The organism is Flavobacterium sp. (assembly GCF_029945805.1).
GTDB lineage: Bacteria > Bacteroidota > Bacteroidia > Flavobacteriales > Flavobacteriaceae > Flavobacterium.
The window spans coordinates 23,030-47,046 of record NZ_JAQSDH010000048.1 but is presented as its reverse complement, the minus strand read 5'-3'; the positions used below and the strand labels follow the sequence as shown (position 1 = coordinate 47,046).

General features: G+C 36.5%; 17 protein-coding genes. 13 read left to right on the top strand and 4 right to left on the bottom strand.

Annotation, left to right across the window (positions count from 1 at the left end; translation table 11 throughout):
- The first annotated feature begins 261 nt into the window (after positions 1–261).
- The 5 genes from hpt (at position 262) to PSU83_RS13350 (ending at position 6,165) form a co-directional block, all read left to right on the top strand.
- On the top strand, positions 262–792 hold the full coding sequence (hpt, locus tag PSU83_RS13370; RefSeq protein WP_300590048.1) for a hypoxanthine phosphoribosyltransferase: 531 nt from the start codon (positions 262–264) through the stop codon (positions 790–792).
- Positions 793–813: 21 nt separating this feature from the next.
- On the top strand, positions 814–1,386 hold the full coding sequence (locus PSU83_RS13365; protein WP_300590047.1) for an adenylate kinase: 573 nt from the start codon (positions 814–816) through the stop codon (positions 1,384–1,386).
- A gap of 56 nt (positions 1,387–1,442) precedes the next feature.
- Entirely contained in the window at positions 1,443–2,720 is a 1,278-nt protein-coding gene (locus tag PSU83_RS13360) for a hemolysin family protein (RefSeq protein WP_300590046.1), read from the top strand.
- A gap of 75 nt (positions 2,721–2,795) precedes the next feature.
- The gene (obgE, locus tag PSU83_RS13355; protein ID WP_300590045.1) at positions 2,796–3,830 is read left to right on the top strand and encodes a GTPase ObgE; all 1,035 of its coding nucleotides are present in this window, start codon (positions 2,796–2,798) and stop codon (positions 3,828–3,830) included.
- 172 nt (positions 3,831–4,002) lie between these two features.
- Entirely contained in the window at positions 4,003–6,165 is a 2,163-nt protein-coding gene (locus PSU83_RS13350; RefSeq protein WP_300590044.1) for a S46 family peptidase, read from the top strand.
- A 343-nt stretch (positions 6,166–6,508) separates the two neighbouring features.
- Here the strand turns inward: PSU83_RS13350 and PSU83_RS13345 are convergent, their stop codons facing one another.
- The gene (locus tag PSU83_RS13345; RefSeq protein ID WP_300590043.1) at positions 6,509–14,350 is read right to left on the bottom strand and encodes a PKD-like domain-containing protein; all 7,842 of its coding nucleotides are present in this window, start codon (positions 14,348–14,350) and stop codon (positions 6,509–6,511) included.
- Between the two features lie 599 nt (positions 14,351–14,949).
- Between PSU83_RS13345 and PSU83_RS13340 the strand changes: the two genes are divergently transcribed.
- Entirely contained in the window at positions 14,950–15,636 is a 687-nt protein-coding gene (locus tag PSU83_RS13340; RefSeq protein WP_300590042.1) for a tetratricopeptide repeat protein, read from the top strand.
- Positions 15,637–15,724: 88 nt separating this feature from the next.
- Positions 15,725–17,080 (top strand): Mur ligase family protein, encoded by a 1,356-nt coding sequence (locus PSU83_RS13335; protein WP_300590041.1) that lies wholly within the window; start codon positions 15,725–15,727, stop codon positions 17,078–17,080.
- Positions 17,081–17,088: 8 nt separating this feature from the next.
- On the opposite strand, the gene PSU83_RS13330 is transcribed toward PSU83_RS13335, so the two are convergent.
- Positions 17,089–17,703, bottom strand: a complete 615-nt coding sequence (locus tag PSU83_RS13330; protein ID WP_300590040.1) for a DUF1287 domain-containing protein — start codon at positions 17,701–17,703, stop codon at positions 17,089–17,091.
- Between the two features lie 48 nt (positions 17,704–17,751).
- Between PSU83_RS13330 and radC the strand changes: the two genes are divergently transcribed.
- Genes radC through PSU83_RS13305 form a run of 5 tightly spaced genes read left to right on the top strand, consistent with a single transcriptional unit; the run spans position 17,752 to position 20,913 of the window.
- Entirely contained in the window at positions 17,752–18,444 is a 693-nt protein-coding gene (gene radC / locus PSU83_RS13325; protein ID WP_300590104.1) for a DNA repair protein RadC, read from the top strand.
- A 54-nt stretch (positions 18,445–18,498) separates the two neighbouring features.
- Positions 18,499–19,002, top strand: coding sequence for an antitoxin Xre/MbcA/ParS toxin-binding domain-containing protein (locus PSU83_RS13320; RefSeq protein WP_300590039.1), 504 nt, complete (start codon positions 18,499–18,501; stop codon positions 19,000–19,002).
- Positions 19,002–19,460 carry an RES family NAD+ phosphorylase gene (locus PSU83_RS13315; RefSeq protein ID WP_300590038.1) on the top strand — a complete coding sequence of 153 codons (459 nt, stop codon included), beginning with the start codon at positions 19,002–19,004 and terminating at the stop codon, positions 19,458–19,460. The genes PSU83_RS13320 and PSU83_RS13315 overlap by 1 nt, the downstream gene beginning before the upstream one ends.
- Before the next feature lie 6 nt (positions 19,461–19,466).
- Positions 19,467–20,150 carry a YjjG family noncanonical pyrimidine nucleotidase gene (locus PSU83_RS13310; protein WP_300590037.1) on the top strand — a complete coding sequence of 228 codons (684 nt, stop codon included), beginning with the start codon at positions 19,467–19,469 and terminating at the stop codon, positions 20,148–20,150.
- Between the two features lies 1 nt (position 20,151).
- On the top strand, positions 20,152–20,913 hold the full coding sequence (locus tag PSU83_RS13305; protein ID WP_300590036.1) for a hypothetical protein: 762 nt from the start codon (positions 20,152–20,154) through the stop codon (positions 20,911–20,913).
- Here the strand turns inward: PSU83_RS13305 and PSU83_RS13300 are convergent.
- Positions 20,910–22,187: a replication-associated recombination protein A gene (locus tag PSU83_RS13300; protein ID WP_300590035.1), complete on the bottom strand. Its 1,278-nt coding sequence runs from the start codon at positions 22,185–22,187 to the stop codon at positions 20,910–20,912. The two genes, PSU83_RS13305 and PSU83_RS13300, sit on opposite strands and share 4 nt — an antisense overlap.
- A 208-nt stretch (positions 22,188–22,395) precedes the next feature.
- On the opposite strand from PSU83_RS13300, the gene PSU83_RS13295 reads away from it, so the two are divergent.
- Entirely contained in the window at positions 22,396–23,163 is a 768-nt protein-coding gene (locus PSU83_RS13295; protein WP_300590034.1) for a rhomboid family intramembrane serine protease, read from the top strand.
- A gap of 108 nt (positions 23,164–23,271) precedes the next feature.
- On the opposite strand, the gene rlmB is transcribed toward PSU83_RS13295, so the two are convergent.
- Positions 23,272–24,006 (bottom strand): 23S rRNA (guanosine(2251)-2'-O)-methyltransferase RlmB, encoded by a 735-nt coding sequence (gene rlmB / locus PSU83_RS13290; protein ID WP_300590033.1) that lies wholly within the window; start codon positions 24,004–24,006, stop codon positions 23,272–23,274.
- Between the last annotated feature and the right edge of the window lie 11 nt (positions 24,007–24,017).

The window sequence follows — 24,017 nt, the reverse complement described above, 5'->3', positions numbered from 1 at the left end:
AAGCAAAACTTCTTTCGTTGCAGCTTGATATCTGTTTGATTGACTGGTGAAATTTTCCTGTATTTTTTTCAGATAACTCCAACTTTCAAGAAGTACCCGAGCTTATACACCCGAGAATTCTTACTTGACTACTTTCATTGATTCGGTTAAAAAAAGTCCTATCCATTTGTAAATATATCATTTTTCGAAAAAAGTCTTAATACTTAGTACTTAATACTTAATACTTCTTTAAATTTGCACCTTATTTCAAATTCCTAAATAATGATACACCTTCACGATAAAACTTTCGAGCCGTTTATTTCTTCAGATGAAATTGATTTTGCAATCAAAAATATGGCCAAACAAATGGACGATGATTTTTTTGACGAAGTGCCAGTTTTTATTGGTGTTTTGAACGGAGCATTCATGGTTTTGTCCGATTTAATGAAACAATACCGCGGCATGTGTGAAGTGAGTTTTGTGAAAATGGCTTCATATGAAGGAACAGCAACGACAAATGAAGTGAAACAATTGATTGGTTTAAACCAAGATTTGGAAGGAAGAACGGTTGTAATTGTGGAAGATATTGTAGATACCGGAAACACGGTGGAAGAATTGAAAGCTATTTTCAAACAGAAAAAGGTAAAGCATTTAAAATTCGCTACCTTGTTTTTCAAGCCGGAAGCGTACAAAAAAGAAATTAAGATAGATTACATCGGCATTAGAATTCCAAATAAGTTCATCGTTGGTTACGGATTAGACTACGATGGATTGGGAAGAAATCTACCAGACGTTTACCAACTTGCTCAATAATTTAAAATTTAAAATAGTAAAATGATTAACATCGTTCTTTTCGGAAAACCAGGTGCAGGAAAAGGCACACAAGCTGACTTTTTAAAAGAAAAATACAATCTGACCCATCTTTCGACGGGAGATATTTTCAGATTCAATATTAAAAATGATACCGATTTAGGTAAACTGGCTAAAACGTTCATCGATAAGGGCGATTTGGTTCCAGATGAAGTTACGATTAAAATGTTGGAAAGCGAAGTGGATAAAAATCCAAATTCTGCTGGATTTCTTTTTGATGGTTTTCCACGAACGATTGCACAAGCTCAGTCTTTGGATCTATTTTTAAAATCAAAAAAGCAAAATATCACTGCTACAGTTGCTTTAGAAGCGGATGATACTATTTTAGTTGCCCGTTTATTGGAAAGAGGAAAAACCTCAGGTAGACCAGACGATCAAGACGAAGAAAAGATTAGAAACCGTTACGATGAATACAACCAAAAAACAGCTCCTTTAATGGATTATTACAAAACACAAGGTAAATTTTACGCAGTTAACGGCATTGGTTCGATTGACGAAGTTACACAACGCTTAAGTAAAGTAATCGACGGTTTATAGTTTTTAGTTTCAGGTAACAACTTGAAACTTGAAACCTCAAACTTGAAACAAAACATATGGAAATACTCATTATACTTTTTTTAATACTACTTAACGGCGTTTTTTCCATGTCTGAAATCGCTTTGATTTCGGCGCGTAAAAACCGCCTGGAAACAGCAGCAAAAAAAGGAAACACCAATGCTAAAGTTGCTTTAGATTTAGCCAATTCACCAAACAAATTTCTTTCAACAGTTCAAATTGGGATTACGCTAATTGGAATTCTGACAGGTATTTATTCTGGGGATAAAATTACGACAGATGTACGACTTTTTGTTGAAGGTTTCGCGAGTTTAAAGTCCTATGCAGATACTATTTCTGTTGGTATTGTGGTGGTAATATTAACTTTTTTTTCTTTAGTTTTAGGCGAATTGTTACCCAAAAGAATCGGCTTAAATCACCCTGAAAGTATTGCGAAAGCGGTTGCAGTTCCGATGAAAATTATTTCACAGGTAACCGCACCTTTTATTTGGTTATTGACCATATCTACGGATGGATTATTAAAATTGTTGAATATAAAACCAACGGCTGACGGTAAAGTAACTGAAGAAGAAATCAAAGCCATAATAAAAGAAGGAACAGAAGGTGGGGAGGTTCAGGAAATTGAGCAAGATATTGTAGAGCGTGTTTTTCATATTGGTGACCGAAAAATTAAATCATTGATGACCCATCGAAAATCTATTGTGTTTCTTTCTTACGAAGACGGTTTTGATAAATTGAAATCTAAGGTTCTGAATGAATTGCATTCCATTTACCCAGTTTGCAAGGACAACAACATGGACGACGTTGAAGGCATAGTTTTGCTAAAAGATTTGTTTGCTAACTTTGAACAAGGAAACTTCGATTTAAAGTCGATCACTAAAGAACCAGTTTATTTGATTGAACACACTTCGGCTTATAAAGCATTAGAAAATTTTAAGAAATCGAAAGTGCATTATGCATTTGTCACCGATGAATACGGAGTTTTTCAAGGAATAATTACGCTGAATGATATCTTAGAAGCTTTGGTTGGAGATGCTTCAGATTTTGATGAAGATGAATACCAGTTAATTGCTCGTGAAGATGGATCTTGGCTTGTTGATGGCCTATATTCACTGCATGATTTCTTAACCTATTTTGACATGGATGAACTGACCAACGATTATGAAGTGACGACCGTAAGCGGATTGTTAATGACTGAAATGGGTAAAATTCCAAGACAGGGAGAGAAATTGTTTTGGAACAAATTTGAATTAGAAGTCATCGATATGGATGGCGCAAAGATTGATAAAGTGCTTGTGAAAGCAATTATGGAATAGTTGTCAGTGGTCAGTTTACAGTAAGCAAAAAAAATTTACTGAACACTTATCATTGAACACTGAACACTAAAAAAAATGACAGAAGGAAATTTTGTAGATTACGTAAAAATATATGTTTCTTCCGGAAAAGGAGGAAAAGGTTCTTCGCATTTACACAGAGAAAAATTTATTGAAAAAGGTGGTCCTGATGGTGGAGACGGGGGTCGTGGTGGACACGTGACTTTAAAAGGAAATAAAGGGCTTTGGACCTTGTTCCACCTGAAGTTTGCGCGTCACGTCAAAGCCGGATACGGTGGCGACGGAGGAAGTTCAAGAAGTACGGGTCACGATGGTGAAGATAAAACGATTGAGGTTCCGTTAGGAACAGTCGTTCGAGATAAAGAAACGGATGAAATTCTCTTTGAAATTACAGAACACGGAGAAGAACGAATATTGGCAAAAGGCGGAAAAGGCGGATTGGGTAACTGGAATTTCAGAAGTTCAACCAATCAAACACCTCGTTATGCGCAACCCGGAATGCCGTCTGAAGAATTGGATGTTATCCTAGAATTAAAAGTGTTGGCCGATGTCGGTTTAGTAGGTTTCCCTAATGCAGGAAAATCGACTTTACTTTCGGTGCTGACTTCGGCAAAACCAAAGATTGCGGATTATCCGTTTACAACTTTAAAACCTAATTTAGGAATTGTAGCATACCGCGAATTTAAGTCGTTTATCATGGCCGATATTCCTGGAATTATTGAGGGTGCCGCCGAAGGAAAAGGTTTGGGACATTACTTTTTGAGACATATCGAGCGCAATTCAACATTATTATTCTTAGTTCCCGCTGATGCTGATGATATCAAAAAGGAATATGAAATTCTGTTAGATGAATTACGCCGTTACAACCCCGATATGTTAGATAAGGACAAATTACTTGTAGTTTCTAAATGCGATATGCTTGATGATGAATTAAAAGCCGAACTAAACGCGCAGTTAAAAAAAGAAATTAAAGGAATTCCGTTTATGTTTATTTCATCAGTTGCCCAACAAGGTTTAACAGAGTTAAAAGATAAACTTTGGGAAATGCTAAACATTGATACTGAGGAACCTGAAAACAGTCACGGTTTGTAAAAGGATCACAATTCAATTTTAAGAGCTATTCATACGAGTAGCTTTTTTTTGACATAAATTTAAAGATTAAAAAATATCTAATTTTTTAACATTTTTTAACACTTCTTACTGTAACAAGTTTAGAAAATGACCGACTTGTTGCAGTCAATCTAATCCCTAATTTATAATTGAAATGAAGAAAATTATTTTATCTCTTATCGTCGGGATATTCTTAATGCCAATGAGCATGAAAGCCGACGAAGGAATGTGGTTCCTTATGTTTATTGAGCGTTTAAACCACCGCGACATGCAGAAAATGGGCTTGCAATTAACACCCCAAGAAATTTACAGTATTAACAATAACAGTTTGAAAGATGCAATCGTTCAATTTAACGGAGGATGTACGGCTGAAATTGTTTCTAAAGAAAGTTTGGTCTTAACCAATCACCACTGTGGATATGACGCTATCGCGGAAATGTCAACTAGTCAAAATAACATTCTAAAAAATGGATTTTGGGCAAAAAGTACTAAAGAAGAAATGAAGCCTTCCTCGTTGTATGTGCGTTTCTTTGTGCGTATGGACGATGTTTCTAAACGCATTTTATCAAAAGTAAATGATAAAATGACAGAAGCCGAAAGAGAAAAAGCCATCAATCAAGAAATCGCCGTTATTGAAAAAGAAAATAATGAGGGTGGGAAGTTCACGGTTTCGGTACGTCCGTTTTTTCAAGGTAATGAATATTATTATTTTGTTTACCAAGACTATAGAGATGTACGTTTAGTCGGTACACCTTCTGAAAGTATTGGCAAATTTGGTGGAGATACCGATAACTGGGTTTGGCCACGTCATACTGGAGATTTTTCTATGTTTCGAGTTTACGCGGATAAAGATGGAAATCCAGCAGCGTATTCAGAGAGCAATGTACCCTTAAAAGCAAAGTACCATTTGCCTGTAAATATTGATGGTGTAAAAGAAAATGATTTCGCCATGATTTTAGGTTATCCAGGTAGAACAAACCGATGGATGCCGGCGGCTGGAATTGAGCAAAACGTAAAATTTGCTTATCCTGCATGGGTTGAAGGGGCGAAAACCGGAATGGATAACATGAAAAAATACATGAATCAAAGTGATGATTTAAACTTAGTATACGCGTCAAAATTCGCGTCAACAGCCAACTACTGGAAAAACCGTCAAGGAATGATTGATGCGTTGAGTAAATTTGGAACCGCCAAAACAAAAGCGGCGCAAGAAGCCAAATTTAATACATGGGCAAACAAATCAGAAAACAAAGTAAAATATGGTAAAGTTGTTGCAACTATTAATAATTTTTACGGATTGACAAACGAAAAATCAAGACACGATAATTATATGCAACAAATGTTCAGAACAACCTCATTCGCAACTATTGGAAGAACATTAGGAAGACAGTTGGATAATTACGTGAAGGCGGATGCAACAAAACGCGCTCAAATGTTACCTGGTATTTTAGATGCAGCTACAAATACATTTGAAAATCTACATATTCCAGCTGAAAGAGACTTGTTGGCAGCACAATTAAAGTTGTATTCGACGAAATCTATTGGATACAAAATTGCTCCGATGGTGGAGAAATTGGCAACTGGAAATAACAGTGATTTTACTAAAGATGTAAACGCTATGTTTGACCTGAGTTTGTTTACCTCTTTAGAGAAGGTGAAAGCATTTTTGCAATATCCAACACAAGGGCAGTTGGACAATGATCCAATATATGCTTTGTCAAATGATATGTTGACGCATTACAATACAAAATCAGACGAAATTACAAAGGCTCAAGACGATTACGCTGGTGCGTTCCGTTTATTGGTAGAAGGTTTAAGAGAATCAAAAATCGGAGAAATAAAATACCCAGATGCTAACTCTACTTTACGTCTAACTTATGGGAAAGTTCGTGCTTTGCCAGCAGACAAGAAGAATGATGCCAAAATCAATAATTATACTACCCTTGATGGACAAGTGAAAAAGTATAAAAAGGGAGATCAGGAATTCGATCTGCCTGTTAAAGTTATTGAAATGAACAAAAACAAAGAGTACGGCAGATACGCTGATAAAGACGGTTCACTTCACGTAAACTTCCTTACAGATAATGACATTACAGGAGGAAATTCGGGTTCTCCAGTACTAAACGGAAAAGGAGAACTTATTGGACTTGCATTTGACGGTAACATCGAAGCAATGGCCGGTGATGTTATTTTTGATAAAAAACTACAAAGAACAATCAATGTTGATATTCGTTATGTCCTTTGGGTAATTGAGAATTTATCGGGAGCCAAAAATATTGTAGACGAAATGACTATCGTGGACGTTCCTAAATCGTAATACAAAATTTTTTAAATTATTTAAATCCGTTTTGATGATTCATCAGGACGGATTTTTTTTATTTTTAATGGTACGTATTTCTATAAAAAGTTCTGATGTGCTGGTATTCTAATAAAAAATCCGTCCAAGAATGACTTTGGACGGATTTTTATTTAAATACAGATAACCCGTTGGGAATAATCATCATTGATTTAATGGAAAATAGAGTTTTAGCTTATTACTAATCCAATTACATCCGAAAATGTCAGTCTGAGCCTGTCGATGACCTTTTTTTAGCACTTCGACAAGCTCAGTGTGACAAACTGCAACTAATTGATGGTAGTCTATAGTTGCAACCAACTTATTAATTCAACAACTTTTTAGTTACTATCAAATCAGTATCCAATGTAATTTTAGCAATATAAACGCCATTAGGATAATTGAAAACATCTGTAAATTGATTTTTAAATTCTTTCAAATCATATTTGTTAATCAGTTTTCCTGAAATATCATAAATGCTAATTCCTTTAATTAGTTCGCTCGATGTTATTTTAATTATATTGTCAGTGATCGACGCAAATGTTGATGCGTCGGCACTTGGGCCATTTGTACCCAATGTATTTGTAACATATACAAGTTCAAATCTAGTATCAACTGTTCCCGCACTAGCATTAAATGAATAAGCGGATGTTTTTAAGTCGTGATCAATATTTAACAATTTGTCACGTAAATAAATATTTTGATTTTCTGTAAATAGTCCATCCAATTCATCAATAGCAATTGAATATTGACCTGCATTTGTTATTCGGTAACCCAATGGAACGATATCATTTTGATCAAATGGCAGTGCTCTTCCTTGAATAACTAAATTTCGATCTTCTGCTATTGAATAAATATTAATCTCATTGCTCGTCAAACTGTTTCCATCGTATAACCTGTCAATGCCGTTAGTTGCTTCTTCTTTATAGTTTACCATCATTTGTCTGAAAGTAGTATCGCTGTAAAGGTTCAACCAAATTCTATTGTTTTCAGAATCGGAGCTGGTAGTACTGTTCGTCGTTCTAAAAAATTGATTGTTGAAATTCGGACCGCGCATTTGATTGTTAAATGAAATAGTTCCATCTGCAAAAACCTGAGCAAAGAAGCCTTGTCCTGCTGCAATTTTACCACTGGGTTTTAAACTTAAAGTACTTGGAGCACTTGCTGGAGAAGTTCCAACGCCGCCCGATAAGTTCCAGCTTGCGTAGTCAACATAGGCGTAAGGACCCGTTCCGGAATATAATGTCACTGAGGTCCAAAAGAATAATGTTCCCCCTAATTCTGTGTTGTTTGAATGAGTTAAGAATTTAGTTGCATCTAAAGCACTCGGATAAGGGTTGGCCAAAAGCATGGTGTTCCCCGCCGAAGTTAATGTTGTTGCATCATAACTATCAACGTTTACATTTATTAAACCATTTCCTGGAGTACCATTAAAAGTAAAATTAATTGTTCCTAAGCCGCTACTGAACGGTGCAATATTTTTAACTCTTGTTATAAATCCTTCGCCTTGCGTTGTTGAAGCCAACGGTAACCAAGCTCCATTCAAAGTTCCAGCTTGCCATCTGTATTTAAGGTCAAACTGACTTGGAATTTGCGCAAAAATGTTTTCTACCACAGGTGAACCCCAATATACATAACCCCAACGAGTCATTGGTCTTGAAGTACGGGTGTAGGATATATGACCATTATTTATTGCGGAATCATTAACCTGAATTAAACTAGCATTATTTTGAATTACAAAGTTTGCAGTAGGATTTACATTTACAAAATCAGTCACTGTGATATTATTAGTGGAAGTAACTTGTAAACTTGAATTTGCCAAGATGGTAAGACTGTGCACTTCAGCTTCATAATTTGTCCCAGAGATAATAGGTTTGTTTGTAACGTTTGGTATGATTACACAATGTGTATTATTTGGTACACCGTTCGGGTTCCAGTTTAAACCGTTGTTCCAGTCTGTGTTTGCCGAAATTGCAGCACCGGTCCACACTTTTCCGAATGAAGTAATTTCTACACAATTACTAAAATCACTACAGGCTTCACCATTTAATGTAGAGGTAACTCTTACATGGAAATAAGTGGTTTGTGTTACTGATGGCGAATCGTAAGTAGCAGCATTAGCAGACGGAATATCGGTCCATGGGCCAGAGCATCCAGTTGTACTGCTTTGCCATTGATAAGTTAGGGTACTTTTGCCGCTAGCTGGTGTCGTTAGAGTAAATGCATTTGGATTATCAGTACCACCACAAACATTTTGGTTGCCACTAATTACAGAAGCTGTCACATTGTTGACAAAGACAGTTAGAAAATTCGAGTCAGCAGAACAACTTACGCCGTTGACAACAGTTGTTACCACTCTTCTGAAGTAAGAGTCGCGATTTATTGGTCCGGGTGCATCGTAAGTTGCATTTGTAGCTCCAGAAATATCATTCCAAGGCCCGGCTCCTCCAGTTGTATTTACTTGCCATTGGTAGGTGAGGTTCATTCCTGTAGCTGCAATAGTCTCGGTAAATGCTGATGGATCACCACCATTGCATATCGTTTTGTTTCCGCTAATGGCTCCTGCTGTAACTGTATTTACCGTAACCGTAATGCAATTGCTTACAGCGGAACATGCTATAAAATTTAAAGTAGAATATGTAATTCTTTGATAAGATGTGGTAACTGCTAATCCCGCTGGGACATCATACGTAGAGGCCGTTGCACCTGATAGTGGAGACCAATTAAAACATCCTGTGGTGCTCGATTGCCATTGATAAGTAAGCATGCCAGAACCCGTTGAAGGAGTAATTTCTGTAAAAGCAGCAGGGTTGTTTCCGCATAATGTTTGATCTGAGCCAACAGTTCCTCCAGTTACGTTGTTGACATACACTACTACACAATTACTGACGTCTGAACAGGTAGTGCTATTTAAAGTCGTGTAGGCAATTCTTTGGTAATAAGTAGTAAGCAATAATCCTGCAGGGACATCATAACTTTCGAAAGTAGCACCACTTATGATGTTCCATGTGCTCAAGCATCCTATAGTATTACTTTGCCATTGGTAAGTTATCACACCAGAACCTGTCGCCGGAACGCTTGTAAATGGTGCTGGATTTCCACCACTGCAAATAGTTTGATTTGTACCTATAGTACCAGGGTTAATGGTATTTACTGTAACCACAATTGGAGTCGTGTTAAAAGAAGAACAAACGGTTCCATTCACTGTGGAAAAGACAACTCTTCTGTACCAAGTAGTTTGATTCACTGGTCCTGGCTCATTATAAGTTGCGTTTGTAGCACCAGAAATATCTATATAGTTAACACTGTCAGTGCTTTTTTGCCATTGATAGGTAAGATTTAATCCTGTAGCTGCAGTAGTTACTGTAAAGGCAGCTGGATCACCACCGTAACAAATCGTTTGACTTGTTGCTACAACACCTGGAGTAGAATTTGGTGCCACAATTACGTCAATCGTTATTGCTGCTCCAGTACAACCATTAGAAGAGGGCGTAATAGTATATTTTACAATTTGTGTAACTGCAGTGGTGTTAGTTAAATTAGTTGTGATCGTAAAACTTCCGCCAGCAGCAATGTTTCCTGAATTTCCAGATGTTGCACCCGTAACATTGGTAGTGTTATTTCTACTCCAAGCAAATGACATAGTGGCATCGGTAATGTTACCTTGGATGTTTATATTAGAAGGTGTTCCGTTACAAATCGTAGTGGCTGGAATTGTTGCTGTAGCGACAGGTTTTGGAAAAATAGTTACATTAATAATTTGTGGTGAAGTGCTACAGATGAATGCACCTGATGGTGGTCCAGGATAATTATATACATCTGGAGTAATGGATAGTTGAGTGGTTACCGTTGCATTTGTATTATTTTGAACGGTAAGCGGACCGATAGTTGCAGAAGATGTTCTAATAAGAAAGACTGCTCCACCAGTGGTTCCTACTGGACCACCAGATCCAGGAGTTATATAAGCAGAATCAGCAGACCATCTAAATCGAACAGCTGAGGTTCTAAAATGGAAAGAGTTTAAGGAAGGAGAGAACGTACTGCCAGGACAAATAGCCCCATTTAAATCGTCATCCACTCCAAAAGAAAACCCTACATTACTTACCACTTCTACAACAACTATGTTACTGGTTACAGAACCACATATATTAGTTACAACTAATCTGTAAAATGTGTTGTCAGCTCCAAAACCTAACAAACCTGGCTGATAATTACTAGTTGTTGCACCAGGGATATTTGTGTAAGTAACATTATCGTCACTTCGTTGCCATTGATAGGTGTATACTCCCGAACCACCATTAACAGGAGTTATGCTGAATAATTGGCTTGGCGTTGAAAATAAACATGACGTTTGAGAGGAACCAATTATTGGTGCACTCAAAGGCGCGTATATTGTTGCCGAAGCCGTTGTTGTGCTTGAACAACCGTTAGCAGCAGTAGCCGTTATTGTAAAAGTAGTGGTTTGTGTGCTCGCAGTTGTATTTGTTAAAGTACCGGTAATACTATTTCCTGAACCAGAATTTGCTATTCCCGTTAGCGCCGTCGTGTTGTCTCTTGTCCAACCATAGGTGGTTCCGGTAACATTATTAGGATTTGTGAGGTTGATAGCTGTCATGGCCAAAGCGTTACATTTACTTTGAGTGCTTGGTGTAGCAACAACTTGTGGCGTTGGCTTAACAATTATCTGAACCGTTGTGATAGCGTTGCATCCATTTACATTTGCCGTAATGGTAAAAGTTACCGTTAAATTCGCATTAGTAAAATTATTTAAAGTGCCACTTATATTACTTCCAGAACCAGTAGTTGGCATACCGGTTAAAGCTGTGTCTCTTGTCCAACCAAAAGTAGTGCCTGTTACATTTGATGAATATAGTATTGGGTTTATAGCAATTCCACCACATAAAATTTGAGCAGCAGGATTTACGACTGTAATTATTGGTTTTGGCTTTACTGTAATCGTAGCTGTTCCTACAGTATTAATGGTACAACCATTCGCCGTAGCACTAATGGTGAAAATTGTAGATTGATCGCTATTGGTTGCGTTGGTTAAACTTCCTGAAATTGCAGTACCGCTTCCGTTAAGAATTCCAGTTACATTTGGGTTGTTGCTGGTCCAACTGTAGATTGTTCCGGAAACGGCATTTAAAGGATTTATACTTATTGGAGTAATGCCACTTTCAGAACAAATGTTTTGGATGTTATTAGTAACCGTAACAGTAGGTGTTGGATTTACCACCACACTCACAGTAAACGGATTGGAAATACAATTATCTTCTGAGGTAGCCGTTACGGTAAATATAATGGTTTGTGGTATACTTGAAGTATTAGATAAACTTCCTGAAATTGTAGGTCCAGTTCCGCTTGTGCTCATCCCTGTAACACCAGCAATAGAATTTCTCGTCCAATTATAATCTAAAGTGCCTGCTACGGCATTTGGATTGTAAAACGTAATCGGAACCATACTAGCACCAGAACAAATAGATTGATTAGAAGTCCCTGTAGCTATGTCAATCGTAGGTTTAGGATTTATATATACTAATACTGAGAAGGTACTTGCACTACAACCATTCGTGGAAGCGGTGACATTGTAAGAAGCTGTTTGTTGTACATTAGTTGGATTTGATAACACTTGAGCAAAAGTAGTTTGGTTACTTAGTGCAATAGCTCCAATAACTCCTCCCGTAACAGAAGGCAATCCCCAAGAATATGTTGTTCCTGTTGGAATAATATTTCCTCCACCAGTAACTGGAATAACAGTCGCGATGCCATCACTACAAATTGTAGTAGAATAATTTGTTGTAATTGAAGGTGTAATACTAACTGTAATTGGATAAGTTTCTGAAATTATTCCGTTACCACAACTATTTGTACCAATTACAATAATATCTCCAGATACGGCAGTCATATCATAACTAACATAAATAGTATTAGTTCCTGCTCCAGAAGTTATTGAAGCTCCAGAAGGTAGTGTCCAATTGTAATTGGTCGCGTTAGCTATAGTAGCTACCGAATACATAACGCTGCTTTGTCCTTGACAAACTGTTGTTGCTCCTGAGATATTCCCGGCAGCGTTTGGTAATGGATTTACAATAATTGGAAAGTTTGAAACTGTTCCGTTTCCACATTGATTTGTACCATAAACTGTAATGTTTCCTGAGACAGCAGAAGCACTATAATTAACTGAGATAGAATTTGTATTTGCACCAGTAATTATAGAGGCGCCAGAAGATACGGTCCAAGTGTAACTAGTAGCATTGGCAATAGCAGCTACGGAATATACCACAGCATTTTGTCCTTGGCAAACAGTAGCTACGCCCGAAATTGCACCTGCTGCACCAACTGGGTTTTCAACGGTAATGGTTCCTGTGGCAGCGGCATTTCCGCAACCATCAACTAAAGGAATAGTATAATTAAAAGTTCCTGAAACCGAAGGTGTCCCACTAATAGTAATACTGCCTGAAGCCCATGTTGCTGTTACTCCTGTTGGTAAATTTATTGGTGTGTCAATTCCTGTTGTATTTGAAGTAGTATGCGTAATATTGATTAATGCGGTATTAATACACACATTTGGCGTACTAGATGCAACTCCAACACTGTTGTTTGCCGTAATAAGTACGGTTCGGATAACTTGTAGAGATGGACCATTACACCCATTAGCAGTTACTTGAATGTCTACTATGCCAGAAAAGCCATTGGCCCAATTAATCACTCCTGTAGTAGCTCCAATACTTCCCGCCGATCCATTACTCAAACTCCAATTAAAACCAGTATTGTTTGCAGCGGTAGTAGCGTACGAGGTCGTAGTTGTTGCGTTCGTTAATTGACAAGTAGGTTCTGTTCCTGCCAGAAATGTTATAACAGTTGGCATTCCAACAGTTGGCGCAACGGTTACCGTTCGGATAACTTGAGCAGTCGGACCGTTACAACCATTTGCCGTTACTTGGATATCAACTGTTCCCGAAAAACCATTTGCCCAAGTCATAACCCCAGTTGTCGCATTTATAGTTCCAGCTGTGCTATTGCTCAAGCTCCAGTTAAAACCAGAATTATTTGTTGCAGTAGTTGTATAGCTAGTCGTTGTTGTTCCGTTTGTTAATTGACAACTAGGTTCTGTGCCAGATGCAATTGTTATTACTGTTGGTATTCCCACAGTTCCATTTACAGTTATTGTTCCAATAGCATTTACACTTCTACAGCCTCCAGTTAGAGGAATACTATAATTAAAAATTCCAGCGACTGTTGGTGTTCCGTTAATAATTATTGTATTTGAAGACCATGAAGCGGTTACTCCTGAAGGTAGATTTGTTGGCGAACCAATGCCCGTAGCTCCTGTTGTTGTATGAGTAATAGCGGCACTTAATGCAGTATTAACACATAATTCTGGCGTAGAAGAAGCTGTTCCAGAAGTATTAGTGGCAACAGGTGTAAAATTACCCGTACTAGTAGCAGTGCCTCCAGGGGTTGTAACGGTAATTTTGCCTGCTGTTATTCCAGATGGAACAACAGCAGTAATTTGAGTAGCACTATTAACAACATAGGAAGTAGCAGCTACGCCATTAAAATTAACAGCAGTAGCTCCGGTAAAATTGGTTCCCGTGATGACTATACTTTGACCAGCGCAAGCTGTTGTTGGAGTAAAACTTGTTAGGGTTGGAATACGGTACCCTGTTAAGGTTGCAGCATCAATAAATAGTGTTCTTGCATTGTTTGGATTGGTAAGTCCCGTTTTATAAATTTCAATCCAAACAATAGTTTCATTATTTGCTACAGCTGGAAAAGTACTTGTGATGAGAGTATTGTTATTTGTGGTTGGAGTATAAGTCATCAAGACTGTAGTCCAATTTGCACCTGCATCTGCACTAACCCTTACTATAAAAGTGCCTATTGCAATTGCGTCTGTCCTGTTACAAAATGAAAAACTCATATTGGCAAAACCTGTTGTATTGACTGTAAATCGTTCATAGTCATCTGTATCCCAATTATTAGCAGTAAGCATTCTTGCGCCTTGACATGGTGTTGTGGTACTGTAGGCAGGAGTTCCTGTTCCGTTACTTGTAAATGTTGGTAAACCTGTGACATTATTTGTGGTCACAATTGCGGTATTTTCAAAATTAAACTGGAATAGGGTGACTTGTCCAATAGAACTCTGTGAAAATAAAAATGTCATAAGGAAAATTGCAGATGCTATCCAAGAATGTTTATGAGATTTAAATTTTTGGTTAGATTTTAGTAAGTTAGTATTATTAATACTAAATTTTTTTCTAAAAAAATCTGTCTGTAATTCAGAGAAATGTGTGTATTTTTTTTCCATAATATAACGATTTGTGATTTCTTTCTTTAAAAAGAAAATTAATCAAATTGATTCTTTTGTAGGTTAAGACGTAAATTTGTTTGGTAAAACTAAAATTTATCTTTGAGGACATAAACTAAAATGGATGTTTAACGCTAATTCTCGTTTAAATGCACTTTTTCACAAATTTTTCAACATTTTAAATAGTGTAAAAGCTAAATAGCCCTTGTTCAATTATTTACATTTTAATTTTTTAATAACAATAATATGTATAAACGGTAGTAATGAATTCTTTATTAGATTTTTTGTATCAACAAAATAAAATAGGGTGTTTTTATCACTTACAAAAAAATCATGAAAAATTTTAAACTATTTTTTAGCTTATGATTTTATACCAATCCTTTTTTTTAATGAATGTTTATAGTAATACCTATAATAAACTACATTTGTGTTAGTCAATGACGATTTGATATAAGATGAAAAAATTCCTTTTTTTACTTTTTTTAATGCCTGCTATTGTTTTCTCACAGACTAATTTTGATAAAGCAGAAAATTTGTTTGCACAAGAAAAATTTAGTGAAGCAAAACCAATTTTTGAAGCCATACTTAAAGAATCACCCAATAATATTAAAACTATCGAATATCTTGGCGATATAGGTATTCATTTAAAAGATTGGGATAGTGCAATAAATTATTATCAAACGCTAAAAAATCTAAAACCAAAAGAAGCTAATTATTATTATAGATATGGTGGAATTTTGGGTTTAAAATCAAAAGAAGAAGGGAAGTGGGTTGCGATTCAGCTAATAGGAGATATGCGAAAGTCATTTGAAAAAGTACTACTTCTTAATCCAAATCATCTAGAAGCTCGATGGGCATTGATTGAATATTATTTGCAAGTACCTGGACTTTTTGGAGGGAGTGAGAAAAAGGCGCAACGCTATGCTAATGAATTAATGTCGCTATCACCAGTTGATGGTTATTTGTCCAGAGGATATATTGATGAATATTTTAAAAGATTTTCAAAAGCTGAGTTAAATTACAAGAAAGCACACGCTATTGGAAATTCAAAAACTACTTTTCAAAAATTATATAATTTATATTTGACTAAGATTAAAGATAAAACAAAAGCAAATAAGTTAAAAACAGAATTCAATAAGTAAAATTATTCTGTTTATTGAGTTTATGAGATTTAGTAAAAGAAATCTACCATAAACTTTATAAGCATAATAAACTTCATAAAATTTAAAAATGAGAACACATTTCATTGCCATTGGAGGCGCTGCTATGCACAATCTTGCATTAGCATTACACAATAAAGGTTATCAAGTTACAGGAAGCGACGATGCTATATTCGAACCGTCGAAATCAAGACTGGAAAAGAAAGGATTACTACCAATGGAATTTGGTTGGTTTCCCGAGAAAATTACCGCTGATATTGAAGCCATCATTCTCGGAATGCATGCTAAAGCAGATAATCCCGAATTGCTAAAAGCACAAGAATTAGGGTTGAAGATTTATTCATATCCTGAGTTTTTATACGAACAATCTAAAAACAAAACCCGCGTTGTTATTGGAGGTTCTCACGGAAAAACTACCATAACGTCTATGATTTTACATGTAATGCATTATCATAATATAGAAGTGGATTATATGGTTGGAGCCCAACTCGAAGGCTTTGATACGATGGTTCATCTCACGCATGATAATGATTTTATTGTTTTGGAAGGCGACGAATATTTGTCATCACCCATTGACAGAAGACCAAAATTTCATTTGTACCAGCCCAATATTGCGCTTCTTTCCGGAATTGCTTGGGATCATATTAATGTGTTTCCAACGTTCGAAAATTATGTCGAGCAGTTTGAAATCTTTGTAAACCAAATCACTAAAGGTGGAATTTTGGTCTATAATGAAGAGGACGAAGTGGTAAAGAAAGTTGCCGAAGAATCAACAAATACAATCCGAAGAATGCCTTATCATACGCCAAGTTACAGTGTTGAAGACGGCACAACGCTATTAGACACGCCCGAAGGTCCAATGCCAATTGAAGTTTTTGGTGCACACAACTTAAATAATCTGGCTGGAGCGAAATGGATTTGCCAAAACATGGGAGTAGATGAAGCCGATTTCTACGAAGCGATTGCGAGTTTTAAAGGCGCCAGCAAACGTCTGGAAAAAATCGCCGAAGGAACAGGAAAAGTGGCTTACAAAGATTTTGCCCATTCGCCAAGTAAAGTTTCAGCCACTACTAAAGCCGTAAAAGCACAATATCCAAATCGAAAATTAGTTGCTTGTCTCGAATTACACACATACAGTAGTTTGAATGCCGAATTCTTAAAAGAATATGAAGGGGCGCTGGATGCCGCTGATGTTGCAGTTGTTTTTTATTCGCCTGATGCCGTTAAGATTAAACAATTAGAAGTAGTGAGTTACGAGCAAATAGCTACCGCTTTTAAACGTGAGGATTTGATCATTTATACAAATCCAGTAGAGTTTAAGGATTTTATTTTTAATTATGATTTTGATAATTCGGCCTTGCTTTTAATGAGTTCCGGAAATTATGGCGGATTGAATTTTGATGAGGTGAAAGGATTAATTGAGTAATTTGGAAATTATTCCGCATATTTAAAATGTCCAACAATCTTCCAATCAAATAAGCAGTCTTCTAAAACCTGACCGCGTCCCACATTATGAACAATCATCAGTCGCTTTCCGTCTGGTGATTTTTTATTTGTGATGATTCCAATATGCGGATATTTACCGTTTATCATCCAAGTGACCAACTCACCAGTTTTGTAGTCGTTTGGATTTTCTGTAATAGTTAATTTTTCACCTTTTCTTCCAAAGAAAACTTCCAAATTCGGAACGCGTCTGTGATCAATATTCGGATCGGTTTTGTGTAATCCCCATTTTTTGATGTTTGGATACAAAGCAAAATTCGTAATCATATCTTCATGGACTTCCTTTTGCAAATCAATGTTGAGTTTTCGGTAGGCCCGAATGACAACATCGGTACATACGCCTTTCCCTTTTGGCACATCGCCATTTGGGTATTTTACTGAAAAGTAAGTCGGATCATAATCAATAGTGGAATCAATGATAGAAATTGCCGCATAAGATAGTTTCTCTTCAAAAGAATTTGGGATTGCCTGAATTGTAGCTTCAGTTTCTTTTTGACTACAAGAAAAAAATGTAAAAAAAGTGAAGAAAAAGTATACCATTTTCATAAATATAAGGTTTAGTTTTATAACGTAGAAAATTCATTAAAAGTATTGATTTTGGAACACAATTTCTCCATAAAGAATTGGGCGGAAGACGATAAGCCTCGCGAAAAGCTAATGTTAAAAGGCAAATCAGCATTGAGTGATGCCGAACTCGTTGCCATACTTATTGGCTCGGGCAGTCGGAATGAAAGTGCGGTTGGTTTAAGTAAACGAATTTTGGCAAGTGTCGATAATAACCTAAATGCTCTGGGAAAATTATCCTTAACACAGCTAATGGAATTCAAAGGAATAGGCGAGGCGAAGGCCATTACTATTGTCGCCGCATTAGAATTAGGAAGAAGACGCAGAGCAGAAGAAACAGTAGAACTCTACAAAATCACTTCAAGCAAAGCGGTATTCGAAATCATGCAACCTATTATTGGCGAATTGCCTCACGAGGAATTCTGGGTTTTGTACCTCAATAATTCCAACAAAGTAATCTACAAATCCCAGTTGTCTAAAGGCGGAATCACTGGAACTGTGGTTGATGTTCGGCTTATCTTCAAAACGGCTTTAGAACATAACGCAGTTTCTATTATTTTAACTCATAATCATCCGTCAGGAAAATTACAAGCGAGCGATGCCGATAAAGACATTACAAAGAAATTAAAAATTGCGGGAGAACAACTCGATGTCAAAGTACTCGATCACATCATTATCACTGAACTGGGTTATTTGAGTTTTCAAGATGAAGGAATTTTTTAAAACGTTTGGTTTGTAGTGACAAATGTCATAAATTTACGGACAAATGTCATAATTATGTCAAAGTTAGTAGCCAATTCCGATGTTCAAATTGATAAAGTAGTCAAACTTTACGCGCTAAAGGTCGAAAAAGATAGCGACTACAATTTGGTGGATAAGAACGTTACTTACAAAAAGTTTTTGTCTAATAGAATGCTCATTGTACATTCTATAAGAAGAGGATTGCCTTACGAATTGTATGATTTAATTAAACAAAGAACACCTTTCAAAGAGGATGAATGGGCTGATTTTTTAGGAGTTTCCACCAGAACATTACACCGGAATAAAATAACTAAAGATTTTTATTTCGATTCCATTCCAACAGAAAAAATAATAGAATTAGCCGAAGTTACGGTGCTTGGTAAAGAAGTTTTTGACACAGAAGAGCACTTCTACCAATGGTTGAACACGCCTTCGTTTGCGCTGGGAATGCTAAAGCCAATTCAGTTGCTCAAGGATTCCTTTGGCAAAGAAATGGTTATGAATGAATTGAACAAAATCGATTTAGGAATTTTCTTGTAATGGAAGTTTTTCGTTTGCAAAATAGTAAATATCCACTCGAATTGTCTGGTAAAGGAGCAGCGACATTTGGTGCGCGATGGAATTCCAAAGGAACCGAAATTATTTATACTGCTCATGGAAGATGTCTTGCTATGGCTGAAGTAGTGGTTCATTTGTCATTAGCCATGCTGCCCAAAGGTTTTAAGATGACTACCATTCTGATTCCAGATGATGTTGAAATTTACACTTTTGAAGTTAAAAAGCTTCCCTTGGGATGGAATGTGTTTCCAGAATTAAACGAGACGCAACTTATTGGAGATTTTTTCATCCAGCAAATGAAACACGTCGTTATGAAAGTGCCCTCTGCAGTTGTAAAAGGAGATTTCAACTATTTATTAAATCCTTTTCATGCCGATTTCAATAAAATAATTATAGCTTCGCAAGAGGATTTTCCATTTGATAAAAGAATATTTAAATAAAATAAAGTGCAACATATTACAGACATTTTCTTCGATTTAGACCATACACTTTGGGATTTTGATAAAAATTCTATTCAAGCATTCGATAAAATTTTCAAAAAACACCATCCATCAATTGATATTGAAAAGTTCATCGAAATCTATGCGCCAATTAACCAGGCGTGCTGGAAACTGTATCAGGTAGACAAAATCACCCACGAAGAATTGCGATACAATCGTTTGAAACACTCATTCGATGCTATGAATTATACCGTTTCAGATAGTGAAATTGACAGAATTTCACACGATTATATTGCGTTTCTGCCAGATAACAATCAGTTGTTTGAAGGCGCAATTGAAGTTTTGGACTATTTGTCTCCAAAATATAATCTGCACATTATTACCAATGGTTTTGCTGAAGTGCAGAAAAAGAAAATAGGCAATTCAGGTTTGGAAAATTATTTCAAAACAATAACCAATTCAGAAATGGCTGGCGTAAAAAAACCGCACCCAACTATATTTGAATTTGCAGTATCTTTGGCTAAAACCAATAAGGAAAATGCAATTATGATTGGAGATTGCATTGATGCTGATGTTCGTGGTGCTATTGATTTTGGGATGGAAGCCATATTGTTTGACGAAAAAGGAATCCATGCAGTTGAAGGAATACAAAAGATAAGTCGTTTATTAGAACTAAAAAAAATATTATAAAATGAAAAAGATTCTATTGTTGTTTGTGTTAGTGTCAAGTGTTGCTTTTTCGCAAAGCATAAATAATTACGAATATGTAATTGTACCCTTAAAATTTGCCGATTTTAAAGAGCCAAATAAATATAATTTGAATACGAATACTAAGCTTTTATTACAGAAATATGGCTTTAAAGCCTATATGGCTTCCGATTCTATTCCGAATGAAATTAGCAACGCAAGTTGTAGAAAATTATATGCTGATATTGTCAAAGAAAATACACTATTAAACACTAAGATTAAAGTTGTTCTTAAAGATTGTAAGGATAAGGTTGTTTATGAAACAGCCCTAGGTGAAAGCAATGAAAAAGAACGCAGCAGATCTTATAACGAAGCTTTGCGCGAAGCTGGAAAATCATTTGACAAACTCAATTACAAATACAATGGGAAAAATGAAATTGCGATTGACCAAGGACAACAAAAAACTAAAGCTATTCCACAGCAATTAGGGGAAAATGTATCTCAAATTGAAGTGGTTAAAGTAGATTCGGAATCAAAGAATAACTCGGAAAATTTCTTTTTTGCACAGCCCATTCCGAATGGTTTTCAAATCGTAAATAGCGAACCAAAAGTAATCTTGAAGATGTTCAATACATCTGTAAAAAATATTTTTATTGCAACAAAAGAAGCGAAAAGCGGCGTAGTACTTTCTAAGAATAATCAATGGTTCTTCGAATATTATGAAAACTCAAAATTAGTTTCAGAACCTTTGAATCTTAAGTTTTAATAATCGTATTTTTCGTTCCAACGGTTTTTTAAGAATGTGCGTAATTCATTTTCGCGGGCATTGTTTCCGGGTTTGTAGAATGCTGTATTTTTGATTTCATCGGGCAAATATTCTTGTTCTGCAAAGTTGTTTGGGTAATTATGTGAGTACAAATATTCATCGCCATAGCCCAATTCCTTCATTAATTTTGTTGGAGCATTTCGCAAATGAATCGGCACCGATAAATCGCCGGTTTGCTTTACCAATTGTTGCGCTTCGCCTATCGCCAAATAACTCGCATTGCTTTTGGCTGAGGTCGCCAAATAAACTGCACACTGACTCAGAATAATTCTGCTTTCTGGATTGCCAATAATAGAGACCGCCTGAAAAGTACTATTAGCCATAATAAAAGCGGTTGGATTAGCATTTCCAATATCTTCACTGGATAAAATGAGCATTCTTCTTGCAATGAATTTTACATCTTCCCCGCCTTCTATCATTCGCGCCAACCAATAAACAGCACCATTTGGATCGCTTCCGCGGATGGATTTTATAAAGGCCGAAACAATATCATAATGCTGTTCACCCGTTTTATCATACAGCACTGTATTTTGCTGAACCAGTTGAAAAACTTTGTCGTTGGTGATTGTAATTTGACCTTCAGAGCTTGCGTTTACGACGAGTTCAAAAATATTTAACAGTTTGCGTCCGTCGCCACCAGAAAGTCTAAGTAGCGCTTCTGTTTCTTTTAATTTTATTTTTTTAGTGGATAAAACGCTGTCTTGCTTCATCGCTCGTTCTAAAAGCGCTAACAAATCTTCCTTCGAAAACGGATTTAAAACGTACACCTGACAACGTGACAAAAGCGCTGGAATTACTTCAAAACTCGGGTTTTCCGTCGTGGCTCCAATTAAAGTGATCCAACCTTTTTCTACAGCAGCTAAAAGTGAATCTTGTTGTGATTTGCTAAACCTATGAATCTCATCAATAAACAGAATCGGATTTTTTGCTGTGAATAGTCCGCCGCTTTGTTTGGCTTTTTCAATGACATCACGAATGTCTTTTACACCGCTATTAATTGCACTCAACTCGTAAAACGGTCGGTTACTTTGCTTGGCAATAATCTGTGCTAAAGTAGTTTTTCCCGTTCCGGGTGAACCCCAAAAAATCATGGATGGAATCACGCCGCGAGCTATTTGTTGGGTCAACGAACCATTTTCGCCTACAAGGTGAAGTTGGCTAATATAGTCCGATAACTGTTGCGGTCTGATGCGTTCTGCAAGTGGTGCTTCCATGCGGTAAAAATACAGCTATTTTTTTTTGAAGCCAATCGTTTGGGCTTTTTTTAAACCATTTTCCCGCTGTCCGTTTTACAAGGTGCCACTACCATCGGGGCTAGTTACAAGCTGTTGGCTTCTTTTAAATTTTCAAAACTGACAAATTAGCACTACTTTTAATTTGGCTACGTTTTTGACTGTAGGAATAAAAATTTTAATTTTCGCAATGAATAACGAGTACCAGCATTTTAAGTTTACACCTTCGGTTTGGTTAGTGCCAACCTTGATGCTGATTTTGATGTGGTTCATTTTTTTTGCAGAAAACAGTTTCCATATTAGTTTGACTCCACATGGAATTTTACCGCGAACCGTTTCGGGATTGCAAGGAATCATTTTCAGTCCGTTTCTTCACGGGAATTTGAATCACATTGTCAATAATTCGATTCCGTTATTTGTGCTGACCACAGCATTAATTTATTTTTACCGCAATGTTTCACTAAAAGTTTTGTTTTATGGCATTTTACTTTCGGGATTGATCACTTGGGTAATTGGAAGAGAATCCTATCACGTTGGTGCGAGTAGTTTAATTTACGTTTTGGTTTCCTTTATCTTTTTTAAAGGAATGATGACCAAATACTACAGATTAATGGCTTTGTCAATGGCTGTTGTTATGTTTTATGGTGGAATGATTTGGTATGTTTTTCCAGATGTAGATAAAACCATTTCTTGGGAAGGTCATTTGGCGGGTTTACTCTCAGGATTCTTTTTTGCAGTCCGATTTAAAACGCCAGATTACAGGCAAGACATTCAATACCATTGGGAAAAATCCGATTTCAAACCAGAAGAAGACCCATTTATGAAGCACTTTGACGAAAATGGAAATTTTGTCAACACGCCAGAACCTGAGGAAGAAATGGAGGATATTGTTCCAAGCCCGATTCTGAATTACGTTTATGAATACAAGCCCACGAACGACGCCAAAAAAATCGAATAGCTTAAGCTTTAGCCCCGATTGACAGCGCTACCTTGTAGCGCAAAAAGCGGGAATTGCGAATGCTGATAAATCCCAAACCTTTCGCTCCTGCCTTTTAAAATTTACAGTTTATTGTCTCTGACGTACCGTTTCATATAGAAAAGCACCACATGCAACAGAAACATTCAACGAACCGATTGTTCCAAACATAGGTAACTTTGCTTTCTCATCTACAATTTTTAACACTGATGGATTGATGCCACGGTCTTCACTTCCCATGATGATGGCTACAGGTTCGTTTAGCGAAATATCATAAATATTTTGGTCTGTTTTTTCGGTTGCGGCTACGGTTTTTATTCCGCTTCCTTGAAGATGAAAGATGGCATCTTTAATATGTTCAACTTTGCAGATTGGCACATTAAACACGGCACCAGCTGAAGTTTTTACCGTATCGCCATTTACCGGCGCAGAACCGGCTTTTTGAACAATGATTCCATCAACGCCTGTACATTCGGCAGTTCTGATTATGGCGCCAAAATTTCTTGCATCGCTGATTTGATCTAGGATTAAGAATAAGGGTATTTTTCCGCTTTCTAAAACTTTTTCAATTAGTGTTTCTAAATCGTGAAAGGCGATAGGCGAGATGGTTGCTACCGCTCCTTGATGATTATTAGAAGTTAAACGGTTTAATTTTTCAACGGGAACATAGGAGAAGTTGATGCTTTTTTGTTTCATCACTTTCATAAGTTCTTTCATTAATTCGCCTTGAGTGTCGGATTGAATGAATACTTTGTCAATTGCTGCGCCTGATTGAATTCCTTCTATAATTGCTCTGATCCCGAAGATTTGATGTTCTTTTTCCATGGCGCAAAGAT